The following is a 16,669-nucleotide window of genomic DNA, read 5'->3' on the forward strand; positions in this document are numbered from 1 at the left end:
CCGCTTGTGACATATCCCCGCAACATCCTGGGGGCGATCCGCAATGAGGCCGGATCGCCACGCTTGATGTTGCGGTTTTACATCAGCTTGCGACGCCGTGTCACGCGAATATCCAGATCGGTGATCTTCTTGCGCAAAGTATTGCGATTGATGCCGAGCAGGTCGGCGCAGCGCGCCTGATTGCCGCCGGTGGCATCAAGGGCAATCTCGATCAGCGGCATCTCGACCTCGCGCAGAATGCGCTGCCAGACCCCGGCAGGCGGCAGCTGGCCGCCATGCAGATCGAAATAGCGTTTCAGATGCCGCATTACCGTCGCCGAGAGCTTTTCGCCCTCCATCACATTGCGCAAAGGCTCGGCCGCGGGCAGCTGCCCCAGCACGGCGGCCACCTCACCGCGGCTGATCTCGGCATCCTGGGCGGTGACCAGCAGGCGGCGGATGGTATTTTCCAGCTGGCGCACATTGCCCGGCCAGGCATGGTTGCGGATCAGCTCGCGCGCCTCGGCCGAGAGGCGGCGCTGCTGGCCGAAATCGCGCTCACCCCGGCTCAGGAAATGCTCGGCCAGCAGCGCGATATCCTCGACCCGCTCGCGCAGCGCCGGCACCTGCAGCGTCACCCCGCCCAGCCGGTAATAGAGATCCTGGCGGAAACTGCCATGCTCCATCCGCGCGGTCAGATCCACCTGGCTGGTGGCGATGATACGCGGCGCTTTGCCGGCCATGACATCCTCGGCCAGCATATCGAGCAGCCGCACCACCCGGGCCTGGGCCTCGTCGTCGTAATCGCCGATCTCATCAAAGATCACCGATCCGCCGCGCGCCCGGCTCAGCAGCGCCGCCGGCCCCTCAACGCCCTGCAGATCAGCGGGCTGGGCCACAACACAGGGCAGGCTGCGGCGGTCGGAGAAATCATGGATCGCGCGTGCCAGCAGGCTTTTTCCGGTGCCGGATTCACCCGAGATCAGCAAAGGAATATCGGTATTCATCACCCGCGCCACCAGGCGGTAGAGCGCCTGCATCGCCGGGGTACGGCCCACCAGCGGCAGCTCTTCGGTGGCCTCGGGCACCGGCGCGGGCTGGGCGGGCGCGCGGCGTTTTTGCTCCAGCGCCCGGGCCGAGCGTTTCATCAGATCGGGCAGATCAAAGGGTTTGGGCAGGTAATCCCAGGCCTCGGCCTCGGCGGCCTGGATCGCGGTCATGATGGTATTCTGCGCCGAGATCACGATCACCGGCAGGCCCGGGCGCAGGCGCGAAATCCGTGGCAGCGCATCCAGACCATTGCCATCGGGCATGATCACATCCGAGATCACCAGATCGCCCTTGCCCTCCTCGACCCAGCGCATCAGCGTCATCAGCGAGGAGGTGGCATGCACCTTACAGCCCGCCCGGGTCAGCGCCTGGGTCAGCACCGTGCGGATCGTACGGTCGTCATCGGCAACCAGAACAGTTCCATCCATCCCTCACATCCCCTTTTCAGCTGGTTTCGGCGCCACCGGCAGCGAAAGCCGGAACACCGTGCGACCGGGGGCGGATTCGACGGTGATCCAGCCCTCATGATCGGCAATGATTTTTGACACCAGCGCCAGGCCAAGGCCGGTGCCGTTTTCGCGGCCCGAGACAAAGGGGTCGAAGACCTCGGCGGCAATATCGGGCGGCAGGCCAGGGCCATCATCGATCACCTCAATATTCAGCGGCAAAGCGGCCTGGCTGCCATCCTTGCGCCGGATGCGCAGGCTGAGATCGTAAAAACTGCGCAAGCGGATCGTGCCGCCGCGCGGGCCCGCCGCCTCGGCGGCATTGCGGATCAGATTGAGAAAGACCTGCATCAGCTGATCGGGATCGGCGAGGGTCGGCGGCAGCGAGGGGTCGAAATCCTCGATGATCCTCATCTGCGCGGCAAAGCCCACCAGGGCCGAGCGCCGCGCCCGGTCGAGCGCATCATGAATATTCACCGCGCGCCGCTCGGGCGGGCGCAGATTGCCGAACTGCTCGACCTGACCGAGCAGTTTCACAATACGCCGGGTTTCCTCGACGATCAGATCGGTCAGCTCGCGGTCTTCCGGGCTCAGCGACATCGACAAAAGCTGCGCCGCTCCCGAAATCCCGGCGAGCGGGTTCTTAATCTCATGCGCCAGCATCTCGGCCATGCCAATCGCCGATCTGGCGGCGTTTTTTGACACCCCGGCCCGGCCCAGCCGGTCGGCAATCTCGCGCGGGCTGAAGATCAGCAGGATCACATCCGGCCGGTCATGCAGCGGCGCCAGATGCACCGCGCATTGCACCGGCGGGCGCTCGCCGCTGCTCACCTCAGCCTCATTGATCTTCATCGGCGCCTGATTGGCCCGGGCGCGGCGGAAGGCCTCTTCCATCGGCGCCTTAATCGAGATCCGCCCGAGCAGCGGCTGGCCGGTCAGAGCGCGGCGCGAGGCATTGAGAAAGGTTTCAGCGGCCGGATTGACCTCAAGGATCAGCCCCTCGGGCGCAATCAGCAGCGCCGGCATGGGCAGCGAGGCCCAGATCACCCCGGGCACCGGCCAGGGAGAGGGCAAAAGGCTCATGCGGCCTCTCCGGCGGCGTCAAAGGCCTCGGGCAGCAAGCGGATCACCTCGGCCGGATCCGGGCTGGTCAGGATCCGCTCGCGCGCTTTGCTCAGACCTGCCTCATCGAGATACCAGCCCAGATGCTTGCGCGCGCAGCGCAGCCCCAGCTCGCGGCCATAGAAAGAGAGCATCTCCTCATAATGGCCGATGATCATCTCCGCGCGGGCCTGGCCCTCGGGGATCCGGGGCGCGGGCGTGCCGTAAAGTTCATGCGCAATCTCGGCCAGACGCCAGGGGCGGCCCTGCGCGCCGCGCCCGATCATCACCCCATCGGCACCGCTTTCAGCCAGCGCCTGGCGGGCCGAGGCGGCATCAATAATATCGCCATTGGCAATCACCGGGATTTTAACCGCCTCTTTCACCGTCCGGATCGCGCCCCAGTCGGCATTGCCTTTATAGAACTGACAGCGGGTGCGGCCATGGATCACCAGCATCTGCACGCCTGCGCCCTCGGCCCGGCGCGCCAGTTCGGGCGCGTTCAGCAGTTTATCATCCCAGCCGAGCCGGGTTTTCAGCGTGACCGGCACCGAGACCGCCCGGACCACCGCCTCGATCAGCCCCAGCGCCAGATCGAGATCTTTCAGCAAGGCCGAGCCGCAAAGCCCGGTGGTCACCCGTTTCGAGGGGCAGCCCATATTGATATCGATGATCCGGGCCCCCTGCCCCTCGCACCATTTCGCAGCCTCGGCCATCGGCCCGGGCTCGCGCCCCGCCAGCTGCACCGAAGTGGCGGTCTCGTTAAAGCCAAGCTCGGCCCGGGCACGGGCTTCGGGGCGATTGGCCAGCACTTCCTCAGAGGCGATCATCTCCGAGACCACCAGCCCGGCGCCAAAGGATCCGACCAGCCGGCGGTTCGGCAGATCCGTGATCCCCGCCAGCGGTGCCAGCAGCACCGGAGGGGTAAGCGAGAGCGGTCCGAGTGGCAGCGACAATGGCCTGATCCTTGCACTTTGAACGAAAGATAGCCCCGCCTCCTGCCCGTTCAAAAGCACCAGGCGGCGATGGATGCCGGTCTCTCTGCCCTGAAAACAGGCAATGCACAATATTTAGGCTGATTTGCCCGGAAATGCGCCGGAAAACTGATGGCGCGCCACAGCCGCTGCCACAGCCGCTGTCACGGACTCTGCCACAGTCGCTGCCACAGCCTGCGGCAGCAGGTCGATTGTCAGCCTGCCCGCTCTGGCCTAGACAGACAGTAACCCTGCCCCGATGCCACACCGGACCGATGCTTTTGCCCCAGACCATGCCCCCTTCTGCGCGGACCCTCGTGCTGATCACCGCTGCCGGACGGGGCAGCCGCGCCGGCGAGGGCCTGCCCAAGCAATGGCGGATGCTGGCCGGAAAACCGGTGCTGGCCCATAGTGTCGCAGCCTTTGCCGGTCTGCCGCTGGTGGTGACCATCCATCCCGAGGACCGCGCCCGGGCCGAGGCCTGCCTGCCGGGCGTGACGCTGATCGAGGGCGGCGGCACCCGCGCCGAATCGGTGCGAAATGCGCTCGAGGCCATGCAAGACCAGGGCTATGACCGGGTGCTCATCCACGACGGGGCGCGCCCGCTGGTTTCGCCCGCTCTGATTGCGCGGCTGATCGAAGCACTGGATCATGGCCCCGCCGCCGCCCCGGGCCTTGCGGTCACCGATGCACTCTGGCGCGGTGAGGCAGATCAGGTCGCCGGGCTGGCCCCGCGTGAGGGGCTCTACCGCGCCCAGACGCCCCAGGCCTTTCTTTTCGATGCCATCCTTGCCGCCCATCGCGCCGATCCTTCGGGCGAGGCGGCCGATGATGTCGCGCTTGCCCGTGCCGCCGGCCTCGCGGTCACAATCACCGAGGGTGAGGAAGATAATCTCAAACTGACCTGGCCTGGCGATTTCGCCCGGGCCGAGGCCATTCTTGCACGCCGTAAAGGAGCTGAAGCCATGGATATCCGCATGGGCAATGGCTATGACGTTCACGCTTTCACCGAAGGCAATCAGCTCTGGCTCTGTGGCATCTCTGTGCCGCATGACAAGGGCCTGCTTGGCCATTCTGACGCCGATGTCGGCATGCATGCTCTGACCGATGCGATCTATGGCGCGCTGGCCGAGGGCGATATCGGCCGGCATTTCCCGCCGTCAGATCCGCAATGGAAGGGCGCGGCCAGCGATATTTTCCTTGATCATGCGGTAAAGCTCGCGGCCTCGCGCGGCTATACGATTGGCAATTGCGATGTGACCCTGGTCTGCGAGCGGCCGAAAATCGGCCCCCATGCGGCGGCGATGCAGGCGCGCCTGGCCGAAATCATCGGCTGCGAGCCGGGCCGGGTCAGCGTGAAGGCCACCACTTCGGAACGGCTCGGCTTTACCGGCCGCGAAGAGGGCATCGCCTCGATCGCCACCGTGGTGCTGGTGCAGAAATGATCGCGCGCCTGATCGCGACTTTCGGCTATATCGGCCATCTGCGCCCGGCTTCGGGCACCTGGGCCTCGCTGGCGGCGGTGCTGATCGGCCTTGCGGTGTTTCAGACCGGCCATGGCTGGCTGATCCCGGTGATGGCGCTGCTCGCCACGCTGACCGGCTTCTGGGCCGTGCCGCTTTACCTTGGCGCCGACCGCAGCGCCGATCCCTCGGAAGTGGTGATCGATGAGGTGGCGGGGCAATGGATCGCGATGAGCTTCACCGCCATTCCGCTGTGGAACCACGGCCTTGAGATGGGGCTGATCTCGGGCGCCTGGCCGGGCTGGGTCGCGCCTTTTCTGCTGTTCCGGCTTTACGATATTACCAAACCCGGGCTTGTCGGATGGGCTGACCGCCGTCATGATCCGGTCGGGGTGATGCTTGATGACATTATCGCCGGGATCTTTGCCGGGCTGACCGCAATGGTGCTGGCCGGTCTTTATCACGGAGTGCTGCAACCATGGCTGAGCTGACGCTTGCCACTGCGGTTTTGCGCGCCGCCCGCGAGGCGGGGCTGATGATCACCACCGCCGAAAGCTGCACCGGCGGCATGATCGCCGCCGCGCTGACCGATGTGCCGGGCTCATCCGATGTGGTTGATTGCGGTTTCGTCACCTATTCCAACGCGGCCAAGCAAAGCATGCTGGGCGTGCAGGAGGCCACTTTGGCCAGCTATGGCGCGGTGAGTGAGCAGGTCGCACGCGAAATGGCCGAAGGCGCACTGGCGCATTCGCGCGCCGCGCTGGCGGTCTCGACCACCGGCATTGCCGGGCCGGGCGGATCCGAATTCAAACCTGAGGGCCGGGTCTGTTTTGCGCTGGCCCGCCAGGGTCAGAGCACCCGGACCGAGACCATGGATTTCGGCGCACCGGGCCGCGATGAGGTGCGGATAAGGGCGCGCAATCACGCGCTGAGCCTGCTGTTGCGCGCCGCCGGAGGGTAAGCCCCGGCCCCGGCCCTGCCACCGCGCAGCAGGCCCTCAGCGCGGGCCGTAAAGATCGGCGGCGCGGCGCTCAAAAGCGCGCACGATGCGCTGCATCGCCTCATTGAACACCAGGCCGATCACGCCTTGCAAAATGGCATTGCGAAACTCAAAATCGACAAAGAACTCGATCTCGCTGCCCCCCTCGGAATGATCACGAAACGCCCAGGTCGAGCGCATATAGCGAAACGGCCCGTCGAGATATTCGGTCAGGATCTTGCCCTCGCCTGGCAAAAGCGTGACCCGGCTGCCAAAGCGCTCGCGGAACACTTTGAAGGAAATCACCAGATCCGCCTCCATCACCTCATCACCGGGGCCGCCATTTTCCACCGGCCTGCGCGAGCGGATCCGTGCAGCCGCATTCCAGGGCAGGAATTTCGGATAGCTTTCGACATCGGCCACCAGATCATAGATCTCTTTGGCAGAGTAAGGCAGGCGGCGTGTTTCTTGATGTTTTGGCATGATCTGCTGGCTATAGGGCTTTCCTCATGTCGCGCGGGCAGCGCATAAATTCAACCCCTTGCGCAGCCGCCAGCGCCGCTTCGCCGCAGCTATGCGCTGCAGTTTCCGCTTTGCAATCGGGCCAAGGCGGTCCAGAACAGGCGCCTGATCCCCTCAAGCCGGCGAGAGCAAGCCCGTTATGACCCAAAGACCCTATGTCATTGATCAGATGATCAGCGCCAAACGGATTGCCGCCCGGATCGAGGCCCTTGCCGCCGAGATCACCCGGGAATTCCAGGGCACCGACAAGCTGGTGGTGGTCGGGCTGCTGCGCGGCTCTTTCGTGTTTATCGCCGATCTGGTGCGCGAGATTGACCTGCCGGTTGAGGTCGATTTCCTCGAAGCCTCCTCATACGGCAATGAGATGAATTCCTCGCGTGAGGTGCGGATCCTGAAAGATCTGCGCGGCGAGATTGCCGGGCGCGATGTGCTGGTGGTCGAGGATATTATTGATACCGGCTTCACCCTCAGCCATGTGAAAAACCTGCTGCTGTCGCGAGGCCCGGCGCGGATGAAGATCTGCGCTTTGCTCGATAAGCCCTCGCGCCGCGAGGTCGAGATGAAGGCCGATCTGACCGGCTTTGAGATCCCCGATGAATTTGTCGTCGGCTATGGCATCGATTACGCGCAGCGCAACCGCAACCTGCCCTATATTGGCAAGGTGCGCTTTACCGATGAGGCCGGGGCCTGATCGCGATGATCTGGCTGAGTTCCCGGATCTGACCGGCGGCCACCGCACCACAGCAAACCGCTGGCAGCACCGCCCCGGGGCTGTGATGCCGGCTGAGGTCCGGCCTCGCCTCCGGGGCCTGACAGGCCGGTGGCAGAGCCGGCCCGTGGCACCATAGCAACACTCATCCTGTGGCTGATTCAACGCGTATTATTACCCCAAATTGAACACATTTCAGGTTTCTGAGATTTGTTGCAAATAATACAAGTGACTGAGACTATGATGAAACTTCTGCCTGTTCTGACCCTTGCAACCCTGGCCCCGCTGGCCGCAGCAGCCGAAGGGATCGCCCTAGGCCCGGATCTGACCCTGACGGGCGACCTCGCGCTGCAGCATACCGATGACAGCTGGGAAAAAATCACCGATTTCACCGCAGATCTGCGCTTCTCCTGGCGTCCCGCCACCGATACCGCACTCAGCTTCGGTCTTGAGGGCGGCATCGAATCCTTCGTCGCGCTGAGCTAGGACTGGGGCGATCACAGCCTCTGGCTGGCGGCGGTTGTGGGCTTTGACGGCTTTGATCTGCGCCTCGGCGCGCCGCGTCCGGTCAGCGACACCATGGCCCTGCTGCCCGACTTCGGCATGTATCGCCATGATGGCAAAAATCTCAATCAATATGAGCGTTCGACCGTGGTCTATCGGGCCGGTCGTGCCGATCAGGCCCGCGCCGGGCTCTCGCTGCAAAGCAGTGGTGACTCGCCCTTTGCCTGGGGCCTGTCGCTGCATGATGCGGGCCGCTATGTCTATGATGGCAAGGAATCGGCCTATAGTCTCGAGGCCGTAGGCCAGTACAGCATCGGCAATTTCACCCTGAGCGCGCAGTTCGTGCAGCTCGAGACCGATGGCAATGAGGCCGGTTTTTCCTATGAGACCTCGGGCCTCTCGACCGTGCTCGGGCTGCGCTATGCGGCAGATGGCCTGGTTCTGGGTCTGACCCGGGGCGATGTCGATACCGGCGCAGAAGAAGTTGAATTCACCCGCCTGCATGCCGGCTATGAGTTTGGCTTCGGTCTTGGCCTGCGCGGCGATTTCATGCGCTTTGAGGACAGCAGCGGCTATGGCGATCAGGACATCTGGTCGCTGGGCGCGGTCTACAGCCTGGACAATGGCGTCTATTTCGAAGCGGGCACCGGAAAATGGCTCGATGACAAGCGCACCAGCCTGACCATCGGCTACCGCTTCTGAAACCGGACAAACAGGAAAGGGCGCCCGCGGGCGCCCTTTTGCAATCCTGTCGCTGAGGGCTGGCTCAGACCTGAATCAGACCTGGCTCAGTTCTGGCCGAGCCGCGCCAGCCGCGCCTCGCGCAGACGGGCGAAATCATCTCCGGCGTGATAGGAGGAACGGGTCAGCGGCGTGGCCGAAACCATCAGGAAGCCTTTGTTCCAGGCGGCTTTTTCATAGGAGGCGAATTCTTCCGGCGTGACGAATTTTGCCACGCGGTGATGTTTCGGCGTCGGCTGCAGATACTGACCGACGGTGAGAAAATCGATATCGGCCGAGCGCATGTCATCCATGACCTGCAGCACCAGATGCCGCTCTTCGCCAAGACCAACCATGATTCCCGATTTGGTGAACATCGCCGGATCCAGCTCTTTCACCCGCTGCAACAGACGCAGCGAGTGGAAATAGCGCGCACCGGGGCGCACCTCATGATAGAGGCCAGGCACGGTTTCAAGATTGTGATTGAACACATCGGGCCGTGCCTCAACCACCTTTTCCAGCGCCGAAGGCGGGCATTTCAGGAAATCGGGGGTCAGGATCTCAATCGTCGTGCCGGGCGAGCGGTGGCGGATGGCGCGGATGGTCTGGGCGAAATGCTCAGCCCCGCCATCTTCCAGATCGTCGCGGTCGACACTGGTGACCACCACATGGTTCAGCCCGAGCTTCTGCACGGCATGGGCCACCCGGCCCGGCTCAAAAGCGTCGAGATTTTGCGGCTTGCCTGTGGCGACATTGCAGAAGGTGCAGCCACGGGTGCAGATCTCGCCCATGATCATCATCGTGGCATGGCCCTGCGACCAGCATTCGCCGACATTGGGGCAACCGGCTTCCTCACAGACCGTGACGAGGCGGTTTTCCTTCATAATATCGCGGGTGCGGCGATAGCCTTCCGAGGTCGGGGCCTTCACCCGGATCCAGGAGGGTTTTTTCGGCTGCTCCTGATCGGGGCGATGCGCCTTTTCCGGGTGCCTCTGATCGGGGATCTTCAGATCGCGCATGAGCCTCGCCTCGTAAATTCCCACTGACAGGACAGGGGTTTCTATGACATAGTGCTTTCCTGCCTCCAAGGCAACTTTGTGCAGTAAACGTATTCCGGCAGGTCATCAGGCAAGTGACTCTGCATGTTTCAGGAGGGACGATGTCCAAAAAATGCATGGCCGAGGTCATCGGCACATTCATTCTTGTCTTCTTTGGCTGCGGTGCAGCGGTGATCGCGGGTGCAGATGGCACCACCGGCATCGGGCTGACCGGTATTTCTTTCGCCTTTGGCCTTTCCATCATTGCTGCCGCCTATGGCATTGGCGCAATCTCCGGGGCGCATCTTAACCCTGCGGTCAGTCTGGGGGCATTGCTCGCCGGGCGTCTGCCGGCGGGTGAATTTGCTGCTTATGTCATCGCTCAGCTGACCGGAGCAGTGCTGGCCTGCCTCGTGCTCTGGCTGATCCTCTCGGGCCAGCAGGGCTATAGCGGGCTCGGCGCCTATGCGCTTGGCGCCAATGGCTATGGCCCGGCCTATCTCGGGGGTTATAATCTTACCTCGGCGCTGGTGTTTGAATTTGTGATGACCTTTCTCTTCGTCACGGTGATTCTCGGCGTTACCCAGTCCGGCGCACCGGTCGGGTTTGCCGGGCTGGCCATTGGCCTGACCCTCGCGGGGATCCATCTGGTCGGGATTAAGGTAACCGGTGTTTCGGTGAATCCGGCCCGCTCTTTCGGACCCGCGCTCTTTGCCGGAGGCGCAGCGCTGAGCCAGCTCTGGGTGTTTATCCTCGCGCCTCTGGCCGGGGGGGCGCTGGCCGGGATTTTGCATGCCGCAGGGATCACCCGCGCCGAATAATCCCGGGCTGAACAGCCAGGAAACAAGCATGAGGGCCGCCCCCCAGGGGTGGCCCTTTGCCATAACGGGATTCAGCCGATCATCGGCCCGCCGCGTCCGCAGGTCGTATCATAATGGCGGCGCAGCCGGATCAGCGCGATGCGCAGCACAATCTTGCCCGAACGCGCGGCCCAGCCCATGCTCTGCTCGGCGCTTTCCACCCCCTCGAGCCAGCAGCAGACCCGCAATGCGATATCACCCAGCCCCGGCCCCAGCTCACGCAGGGCCCCGGCCAGCCGTGCCCGCGCCCGCTCGGGTGCCTCAGCCGGTCCTGCCCCTGGGCAGCCTGCACCAGAGGGGGCCGGATCTGTGGTCAGACCTGACGCCGCCCCGGCCAGAAAACCCTGCCAGTCCTGAGCTGCTGCCGCGCCGATCTGCGCCAGCTCAAAATCCTCGCGCAGCCGCTCGGCGGCTGAGACCAGCTCGGCAGTCAGGAAATAACTGCCGTTTTTCTCGCGCCGCCGCCCCAGAACCGCCACCGGGGTCTCGCCGGGCAGAGCCCGGGCTCCCGGCCCGGCGCTGAACCCGGCCATCACCGGGGTGCTGAACCCGGCCGCAGCTTCAGCAAAGCCCTGCCCCGCCATACCAGAATGCCCCGCCCCCGACCGCGCCGTCCCCGGTCCCGCAGCGCACAGCCGGCGCAGTGCCGCCCGCCCGGCCGGGGTGATCCTATAGGTCGAGATCCGCCCGGCCTTGCGGCAGGCGATCCAGTCGCGCAGGCAGAGGCTTTCCGCCAGTTCCCGGGCGAGGACAGCGGTGCGGGTGCTGCGCCCGCCGCCCGCATCACGTAAGATCGCCGCCTTTTCCATATCAGCGGCAAAGGCCAGCAGCGCCCCCGGCTCGGCCAGGCGGCGCAGGGTCTCGGCGCTCTCGCCCGCAGCCAGAGCCAAAGGCCCCGGCGCCGGGGTGATCTGCAACCGGCCAGAGGCGGGTGTCATCGGTAAAGTCCTCCTGTCAGCTGAAGCGGCTGCGGGCGGCGCGCTCTGGCAGCTTTCGGTCAGCCGGGCCAGTGCCCGGTCGAGCAAAGGATCATCGCGGCTCATTTCGCAGCGCCGCACCTGACGCAGCACGGTCGAGGCATGCAGGCCACGGTCCCGCGCCAGGGCGCGCAGCGACCGGCCATCGAGAATATGCGCGAAATACAGGCGAAAGCGGTCCGGCAACCAGTCCGGCAGCACCTGGCCCGGCGAGAGGAAATGCGGGTCCATATCCTGGCCCTTCACGCTCAAAATCGGGATTTTGCAAAGAATGGGGCAGCATCACGCGGTAATCCTTCATCTTTGATCAATAATCGTAACCAAAGTCTAAACGCTGCCGAAGCGGGCGTGCGGCGCATGACCTCCTGCGGCAACGCCCCCTGCGAGGGGCTTAGGCTGGTCAGCCTGCCGAACAGAGGTGTCACTATGGCTGAACCCTTGCCGAAACTCGCAACGCTGCGCCGGCCTGGTCTGCTGATGCAGGCGGTGGCAATTGCCCTGCCGCTCTATCAGCGCCGGCTGCAACAGCGCCCGCCACTGCCTGCCACTGCGACCGCGCGGCTGCCCGAACTGTTCGCCCGCGAAGCCCGGCTGGAAGAGATCCGCCGCAAAGGCGATGTCACCTATTCGGTCGCCGCCCATATCGAGGCGCTGGTGCGGCTGATCGCCGAAGCCCGGTGCCAGCCCGGGCCAGAGCTGCCGCGCTGAGGGCAAAACGAAAAGCCCCGCCCGGGATCACCGGACGGGGCTGGGAGCTCGGGTCTGGCGCGGGGCCGAAGCGATCAGAGGAAGGCGTCGGGCATCGATTCCTTGCGGCGCGCGACATAGGCCTCAAGCGCCTCGCGCTTGCCCTCATCCAGGGCGGGCGGCACGTAATCAGCCAGCATTTTCTTCACCTTGGCCGAGGCGAGCTGCGAAGTGTCGCGCGCGCCCTCCTCCTCCCATGTCTCAAAGGGTTTGTAATCCAGCACATCCGAGCGCCAGAAAGCGGTTTTGAAATTGGCCTGGGTATGAGCACAGCCGAGGTAATGGCCGCCCGGACCCACCTCGCGGATCGCATCCAGCGCCTGGGCATTGTCATCCACCGCCACGCCTTTGGCGAGACCATGCAGCGCGCCGAGCTGATCGGCATCCATGACGAATTTCTCATAGGAGGAAACGAGGCCGCCCTCGAGCCAGCCACAGGCATGGAGCATGAAATTCACCCCGGCGCTCAGACCCATATTCAGGCTGTTTGCCGATTCATAGGCCGCCTGGGCATCGGGCAGTTTCGAGCCGCAGAAGGCGCCCGCCGAGCGGTAGGGCAGCCCGAGGCGGCGCACCAGCTGGCCGGTGCCCCAGGTGATATGTGCGGCCTCGGGCGTGCCAAAGGTCGGCGCACCCGAATTCATATCAATCGAGGTGACAAAGGCCCCGGCGATCACCGGCGCACCGGCCCGCACCAGCTGGCTATAGGCCACGCCCGCCAGCACTTCGGCCAGCACCTGGGTCAGCGTGCCCGCTACCGTGACCGGCGCCATGGCGCCACCAACGATGAAGGGCGAGACGATCGAAGCCTGGTTATTGGCGGCATAGACCTCAAGCGCGCCCATCATGATGCCATCAAAGGTCATCGGCGAGTTGATATTGATCAGCGAGGTCATCACCGTATTCTGATCAACGAAATCATCGCCGAACAGGATTTTCGACATATCGACGCTGTCCTGGGCCCGCGAGGGCTCGGTCACCGAGCCCATATAGGGCTTGTCCGACAAAGTCATATGCGCCAGCAGCATATCGAAATGGCGCTTATTGACCGGAATATCGGTCGGCTCGCAGACCGTGCCGCCGGAATGGTGCAGCCATTTAGACATATAGCCGAGCTTCACGAAATTGCGGAAATCCTCGATCGTGGCATAGCGGCGGCCGCCTTCGAGATCGCGCACGAAGGGCGGGCCATAGACCGGGGCCAGCACCAGGCTCTTGCCTCCGATCTCAACATTACGCCCGGGGTTGCGGGCATGCTGGGTAAACTGCGAGGGCGCGGTCGAGCAGAGCTTGCGCGCCAGGCCGCGCGGAATATGCACCCGCTCGCCGCGCACATCGGCCCCGGCCTCGCGCCAGCGCTGCAGAGCTGCTGGATTCTCGACGAAATTGACGCCGATCTCTTCCAGAATAGTTTCCGCATTATATTCGATGATCTGCAGTGCTTCTTCGTTCAGCACCTCAAAATTCGGGATATTGCGGGTGATGAATTTCGCGGTCTCAAAGCTGACAGCGGTGCGCTCGGCCCGCCGTGCTGCCCCACCGCCCCGCGCCCGGCGTCCCTCGATCACTTCCGACATCGTCACCCTCCTGAACGGCTTTCATCTCACATACTCCCGGGCCGGAGGGGACCGCCTGGGGTTTGCGTCGCTTTAAGGCAGAAACCGACATCGCAATTCATAAAAACCGACCTGTCCGCAAAAGCAAAAGGGGCCGGATAACCGGCCCCTCACACTCCAAAATCCGGCAGCCCGCCCGCGCAGGGGCAAGGGCCTGCGGCTTTGCTCATTCCATGCCAAGCGCATTCATATAGACTTCGAGAATGGCCTCTTCCTCCTGGCGGGCATCGGCATCTTTCTTGCGCAGCGACACGATCTTGCGGATCGCCTTGCTGTCAAAGCCGCGGCCCTTGATCTCGGCATAAATCTCTTTGATCTGATCCGCGACGTCTTTCTTCTCGGCTTCCATCTGCTCGATCCGCTCGATGAACTGACGCAGCTCATCGGCGGTCACATTGAAGGCATCGTTCATTATCTGTTCTCCGCTGGCACCTTGCCGCCAGATAGCCCCTCCCGGCGGTGAAATTCAAGCGCCAGCAGGCGGGACCGGCGGCTGGTCTTGCGTAAAACCGCCACAGGCGCTAGCGGAGGCGCAAACCCTGACCTGGTGATCTTAAGGAGCAGCCCCATGGAATTCCTGATCTGGATCGGAGCCGCCCTCTCCTGTCTCGGCGTCGCCGGCCTTGGCCTTTGCATCATCCGCGGCCTGAAGGTGCGCAGAATGGATGCCAATGCCCCGGAAGCAAAACAGGCGCTGCAGCGCCTGTTCGTGATCAATTTCGCCTCGCTGGCTTTGTCGGTGATCGGGCTGATGGTGGTGATCATGGGCATCAGCCTCAGCTGATCTCAGAAGGCGCTGCGCCCCTCTGAGACCAGATGGTCAAGGATCGGATGCGGCGCCCAGATCCGGTCTTCGTGCTGCCAGCGCGTCAGATCGGCGCGCAGAACCAGCGCGCCACGCTCGAGTGCCTGATGCATCGGCCCGCCCTGCGCGCGCGGGAATCCATAGCCCTGGATCAGAATCGCATCGATATCTGAGGGCCGTAAAGCTGCGCCGCTATCGGCCAGCGCATAGCCCTCATTGGCCATCGCCCCGAGCCAGCGCGCCAGAATTTCGCTTTCCGCCATAGCGCGCGGCGCGGCGCCCTCCAGCACCAGCTGCGGCAGGTCGGGCGCCGGCGCGCCATAGCGGCTCAGCGCAGCCGTGATCGCCTCGGGCGCGACGCCGAGCGTGACCAGAGCGATCAGCGCCTGATGGCCCTGGCTCCAGACCCGCCGCCCCAGCCCCACCGCCCCGCCGGTCAGCACCGGCGCGAGGCCAAAGCGGCCGAGCATCCGGGCGGCAGTGACGATCTGCTGCTGGCGCGCGGCGCGGATCGGCCCCATTTCGGCCAGACGGCCCGAAGGCGCGAGCACAAGGCCCGGATGCGCCGCGCCTGCCCCGCCAATCACCAGCTGCAGCTGATCGGGATCAGCGCGCGAGAGCGTGGTGCTCATCGGCCCGGGCCGGGCATGGACCACGATTTCTGCCGCTGTCAGCGCCTCCGGCGCGGCGGGGGCCTGCAGGCGCAGCAGATCCTCGGCCCGTTCCTGCGGCCCGAGGCCACCGGCATCATGGCCCTCGGCGATACGCTCACGCAGCCAGGCGAGCGAGCTGCCCTGGGCTTGGGGATCGGGATCGGACCAGACCACGCTCATCCCGCGGCCAAGCGCCAGCAGCGCCAGCGCCGCCAGCTGCGGGCTGGTGCCATAAAGCCCCAGCACCGCCACCTCCTGCGGCTCGGCCACCAGCAGCTCCGCAGGCAGCTGCGCCGCCGCCCGCTCAGCCCGGGCCGCCGCCAGCAGGGCACGGCTCTCGGCCCCGGCGGCCAGATCCTCCCAGGCGCTGCGCTCCATCGCATAGCCATTTTCAGGCGGCAAAAGCAAAGCGGCCTCAAGACATTCGATGATGCGGCGCGGTGCAAGGAGCGGCGACTGCGTCTGGGCTGACCGCGCGGCGGCCAGAGCCGCGACATAGGCCCGGCCATCAGCAAAGCCGTCGCGACGCGCCGCGACCGGCCTCGGACCGGCCATGGCAAGGGCAAAGGCCAGGGCATCCTCATGCAGATCATTTTCGCTCAGCTGATCGGCAAGGCCGATGGCCAGAGCTTCGCGGGCGCTGACCACATGGGCGCTGATCAGCATATCCAGCGCCGCCCCGGCCCCGACCAGACGCGGCAGGCGCTGGCTGGCACCGGCCATCGGCGGCAGGCCCAGTCCGGCCTCGGGGAAAGCGAATCTGGCGCGCGGCCCGAGAATGCGGGCATGGGCTGCCAGGGCCAGCTCGGCCCCCGGCCCGAGCGCCCGCCCGGCCAGAGCAGCCACCACCGGGGCGGGATGGGTCTCGATCTGCAGGCAGAGATCGGCGAGCGAGGGGCTGCCCTCGCTCAGCTGGGCGCCGTGATCGATCAGCGTCGCCGCCGAGAACAACCGCGCCCCGCCGCTCAGCACCACCGGCCGTTTCGCGGCTGCGGCGGCGCTCAGCGCCCTGGACAAAGCAAGGCGCATCGGATGGGTCAGCGCATTCAGCGGCGCGGCATCGAGCTGCAGCAGCAAAACCTCGCCCCCCGGCCCGGCATCGCTGCACCGGATCAGCGCCTCACCCTCAGCCTGTGCCATTGCACCCAACATCTTACCACCCGCGTCAGCCCCACCGCGCCACCATAGCAGAAGGAGGGGCGGATGTAACAAGTCAATCCGGGCAGAAACCGCGCTAACCACAGGCCAGAGCACAGGAATCCGACCATTCTGCGACCCAGGGCCGCAGCCCTGCCGCCCGGGGGCAGTCTGCGGCCCCGAAGGGGGCAAAGCAGGGACGGACCGGGTCGGGTCGGGTCGGGCCGGACCGGGTCAGGCCTGGCCTGGCCAGCGGGGGCCGGGTCGGACCAGACGGGACCAGGCGGGCAGAGGTCAGCCTGTGGCCGGGCAGAGTTTTTGGGCAGAACTTCCGGGCTTTCGCCGCGCCCTCCCGCGGATTACTCTCTGCGGATCTTGGATCTTGAGGAT

General features: G+C 64.9%; 18 protein-coding genes. 9 read left to right on the forward strand and 9 right to left on the reverse strand.

Annotated features, from left to right (window positions below; all coding sequences use genetic code 11):
• Positions 1-77 precede the first annotated feature (77 nt).
• The 3 genes from H0485_RS06820 to dusB are packed head-to-tail and all read right to left on the reverse strand — an operon-like array spanning position 78 to position 3,532.
• A complete protein-coding gene (locus H0485_RS06820) occupies positions 78-1,457 on the reverse strand; it encodes a response regulator (RefSeq protein WP_226934617.1) in 1,380 nt (459 codons plus the stop codon).
• Between the two features lie 3 nt (positions 1,458-1,460).
• Positions 1,461-2,558, reverse strand: a complete 1,098-nt coding sequence (locus tag H0485_RS06825; RefSeq protein WP_226934618.1) for a two-component system sensor histidine kinase NtrB — start codon at positions 2,556-2,558, stop codon at positions 1,461-1,463.
• Positions 2,555-3,532 carry a tRNA dihydrouridine synthase DusB gene (dusB, locus tag H0485_RS06830; RefSeq protein ID WP_226934619.1) on the reverse strand — a complete coding sequence of 326 codons (978 nt, stop codon included), beginning with the start codon at positions 3,530-3,532 and terminating at the stop codon, positions 2,555-2,557. Before dusB ends, H0485_RS06825 begins: the two co-directional genes overlap by 4 nt.
• Positions 3,533-3,825: 293 nt before the next feature.
• Between dusB and H0485_RS06835 the strand changes: the two genes are divergently transcribed.
• From H0485_RS06835 to H0485_RS06845, 3 genes are read left to right on the forward strand one after another with little or no spacing between them, the layout of a single operon-like run.
• A complete protein-coding gene (locus H0485_RS06835) occupies positions 3,826-4,995 on the forward strand; it encodes a bifunctional 2-C-methyl-D-erythritol 4-phosphate cytidylyltransferase/2-C-methyl-D-erythritol 2,4-cyclodiphosphate synthase (protein WP_226934620.1) in 1,170 nt (389 codons plus the stop codon).
• Entirely contained in the window at positions 4,992-5,504 is a 513-nt protein-coding gene (locus H0485_RS06840; RefSeq protein WP_226934621.1) for a phosphatidylglycerophosphatase A family protein, read from the forward strand. The genes H0485_RS06835 and H0485_RS06840 overlap by 4 nt, the downstream gene beginning before the upstream one ends.
• Complete coding sequence (locus H0485_RS06845) at positions 5,492-5,974, forward strand: CinA family protein (RefSeq protein ID WP_226934622.1); 483 nt, start codon at positions 5,492-5,494, stop codon at positions 5,972-5,974. Before H0485_RS06840 ends, H0485_RS06845 begins: the two co-directional genes overlap by 13 nt.
• A gap of 36 nt (positions 5,975-6,010) precedes the next feature.
• Here H0485_RS06845 and H0485_RS06850 read toward each other — a convergent pair whose 3' ends face one another.
• Positions 6,011-6,475 (reverse strand): type II toxin-antitoxin system RatA family toxin, encoded by a 465-nt coding sequence (locus tag H0485_RS06850; protein WP_226934623.1) that lies wholly within the window; start codon positions 6,473-6,475, stop codon positions 6,011-6,013.
• A gap of 178 nt (positions 6,476-6,653) precedes the next feature.
• On the opposite strand from H0485_RS06850, the gene hpt reads away from it, so the two are divergent.
• The 3 genes from hpt (at position 6,654) to H0485_RS06865 (ending at position 8,429) form a co-directional block, all read left to right on the forward strand.
• Positions 6,654-7,205: a hypoxanthine phosphoribosyltransferase gene (gene hpt / locus H0485_RS06855; protein WP_226934624.1), complete on the forward strand. Its 552-nt coding sequence runs from the start codon at positions 6,654-6,656 to the stop codon at positions 7,203-7,205.
• A gap of 258 nt (positions 7,206-7,463) precedes the next feature.
• The gene (locus H0485_RS06860) at positions 7,464-7,709 is read left to right on the forward strand and encodes a hypothetical protein (protein WP_226934625.1); all 246 of its coding nucleotides are present in this window, start codon (positions 7,464-7,466) and stop codon (positions 7,707-7,709) included.
• A gap of 36 nt (positions 7,710-7,745) precedes the next feature.
• Entirely contained in the window at positions 7,746-8,429 is a 684-nt protein-coding gene (locus H0485_RS06865; RefSeq protein WP_226934626.1) for a hypothetical protein, read from the forward strand.
• Between the two features lie 86 nt (positions 8,430-8,515).
• Here H0485_RS06865 and lipA read toward each other — a convergent pair whose 3' ends face one another.
• Entirely contained in the window at positions 8,516-9,466 is a 951-nt protein-coding gene (gene lipA, locus H0485_RS06870; protein WP_226934627.1) for a lipoyl synthase, read from the reverse strand.
• A gap of 140 nt (positions 9,467-9,606) precedes the next feature.
• Here lipA and H0485_RS06875 point away from each other — a divergent pair, with 140 nt between their 5' ends.
• Positions 9,607-10,305, forward strand: a complete 699-nt coding sequence (locus H0485_RS06875; protein ID WP_226934628.1) for an MIP family channel protein — start codon at positions 9,607-9,609, stop codon at positions 10,303-10,305.
• Positions 10,306-10,376: 71 nt separating this feature from the next.
• Here H0485_RS06875 and H0485_RS06880 read toward each other — a convergent pair whose 3' ends face one another.
• Positions 10,377-11,552 (reverse strand): DUF6456 domain-containing protein, encoded by a 1,176-nt coding sequence (locus H0485_RS06880; RefSeq protein WP_226934629.1) that lies wholly within the window; start codon positions 11,550-11,552, stop codon positions 10,377-10,379.
• Positions 11,553-11,747: 195 nt separating this feature from the next.
• Between H0485_RS06880 and H0485_RS06885 the strand changes: the two genes are divergently transcribed.
• Positions 11,748-12,029, forward strand: coding sequence for a DUF6477 family protein (locus H0485_RS06885; protein ID WP_226934630.1), 282 nt, complete (start codon positions 11,748-11,750; stop codon positions 12,027-12,029).
• Positions 12,030-12,103: 74 nt separating this feature from the next.
• Here H0485_RS06885 and H0485_RS06890 read toward each other — a convergent pair whose 3' ends face one another.
• Positions 12,104-13,645, reverse strand: a complete 1,542-nt coding sequence (locus H0485_RS06890) for a trimethylamine methyltransferase family protein (protein WP_226934631.1) — start codon at positions 13,643-13,645, stop codon at positions 12,104-12,106.
• Between the two features lie 205 nt (positions 13,646-13,850).
• Positions 13,851-14,096 carry a DUF2312 domain-containing protein gene (locus H0485_RS06895; protein WP_226934632.1) on the reverse strand — a complete coding sequence of 82 codons (246 nt, stop codon included), beginning with the start codon at positions 14,094-14,096 and terminating at the stop codon, positions 13,851-13,853.
• Between the two features lie 156 nt (positions 14,097-14,252).
• On the opposite strand from H0485_RS06895, the gene H0485_RS06900 reads away from it, so the two are divergent.
• The gene (locus H0485_RS06900; RefSeq protein WP_226934633.1) at positions 14,253-14,468 is read left to right on the forward strand and encodes a hypothetical protein; all 216 of its coding nucleotides are present in this window, start codon (positions 14,253-14,255) and stop codon (positions 14,466-14,468) included.
• A gap of 2 nt (positions 14,469-14,470) precedes the next feature.
• Here H0485_RS06900 and H0485_RS06905 read toward each other — a convergent pair whose 3' ends face one another.
• Positions 14,471-16,282, reverse strand: a complete 1,812-nt coding sequence (locus tag H0485_RS06905) for an enoyl-CoA hydratase-related protein (RefSeq protein ID WP_226934634.1) — start codon at positions 16,280-16,282, stop codon at positions 14,471-14,473.
• Positions 16,283-16,669 lie beyond the last annotated feature (387 nt).

Origin of the sequence: Pseudogemmobacter faecipullorum, assembly GCF_020539525.1 — a bacterium.
Taxonomy (GTDB): Bacteria; Pseudomonadota; Alphaproteobacteria; order Rhodobacterales; family Rhodobacteraceae; genus Pseudogemmobacter; species Pseudogemmobacter faecipullorum.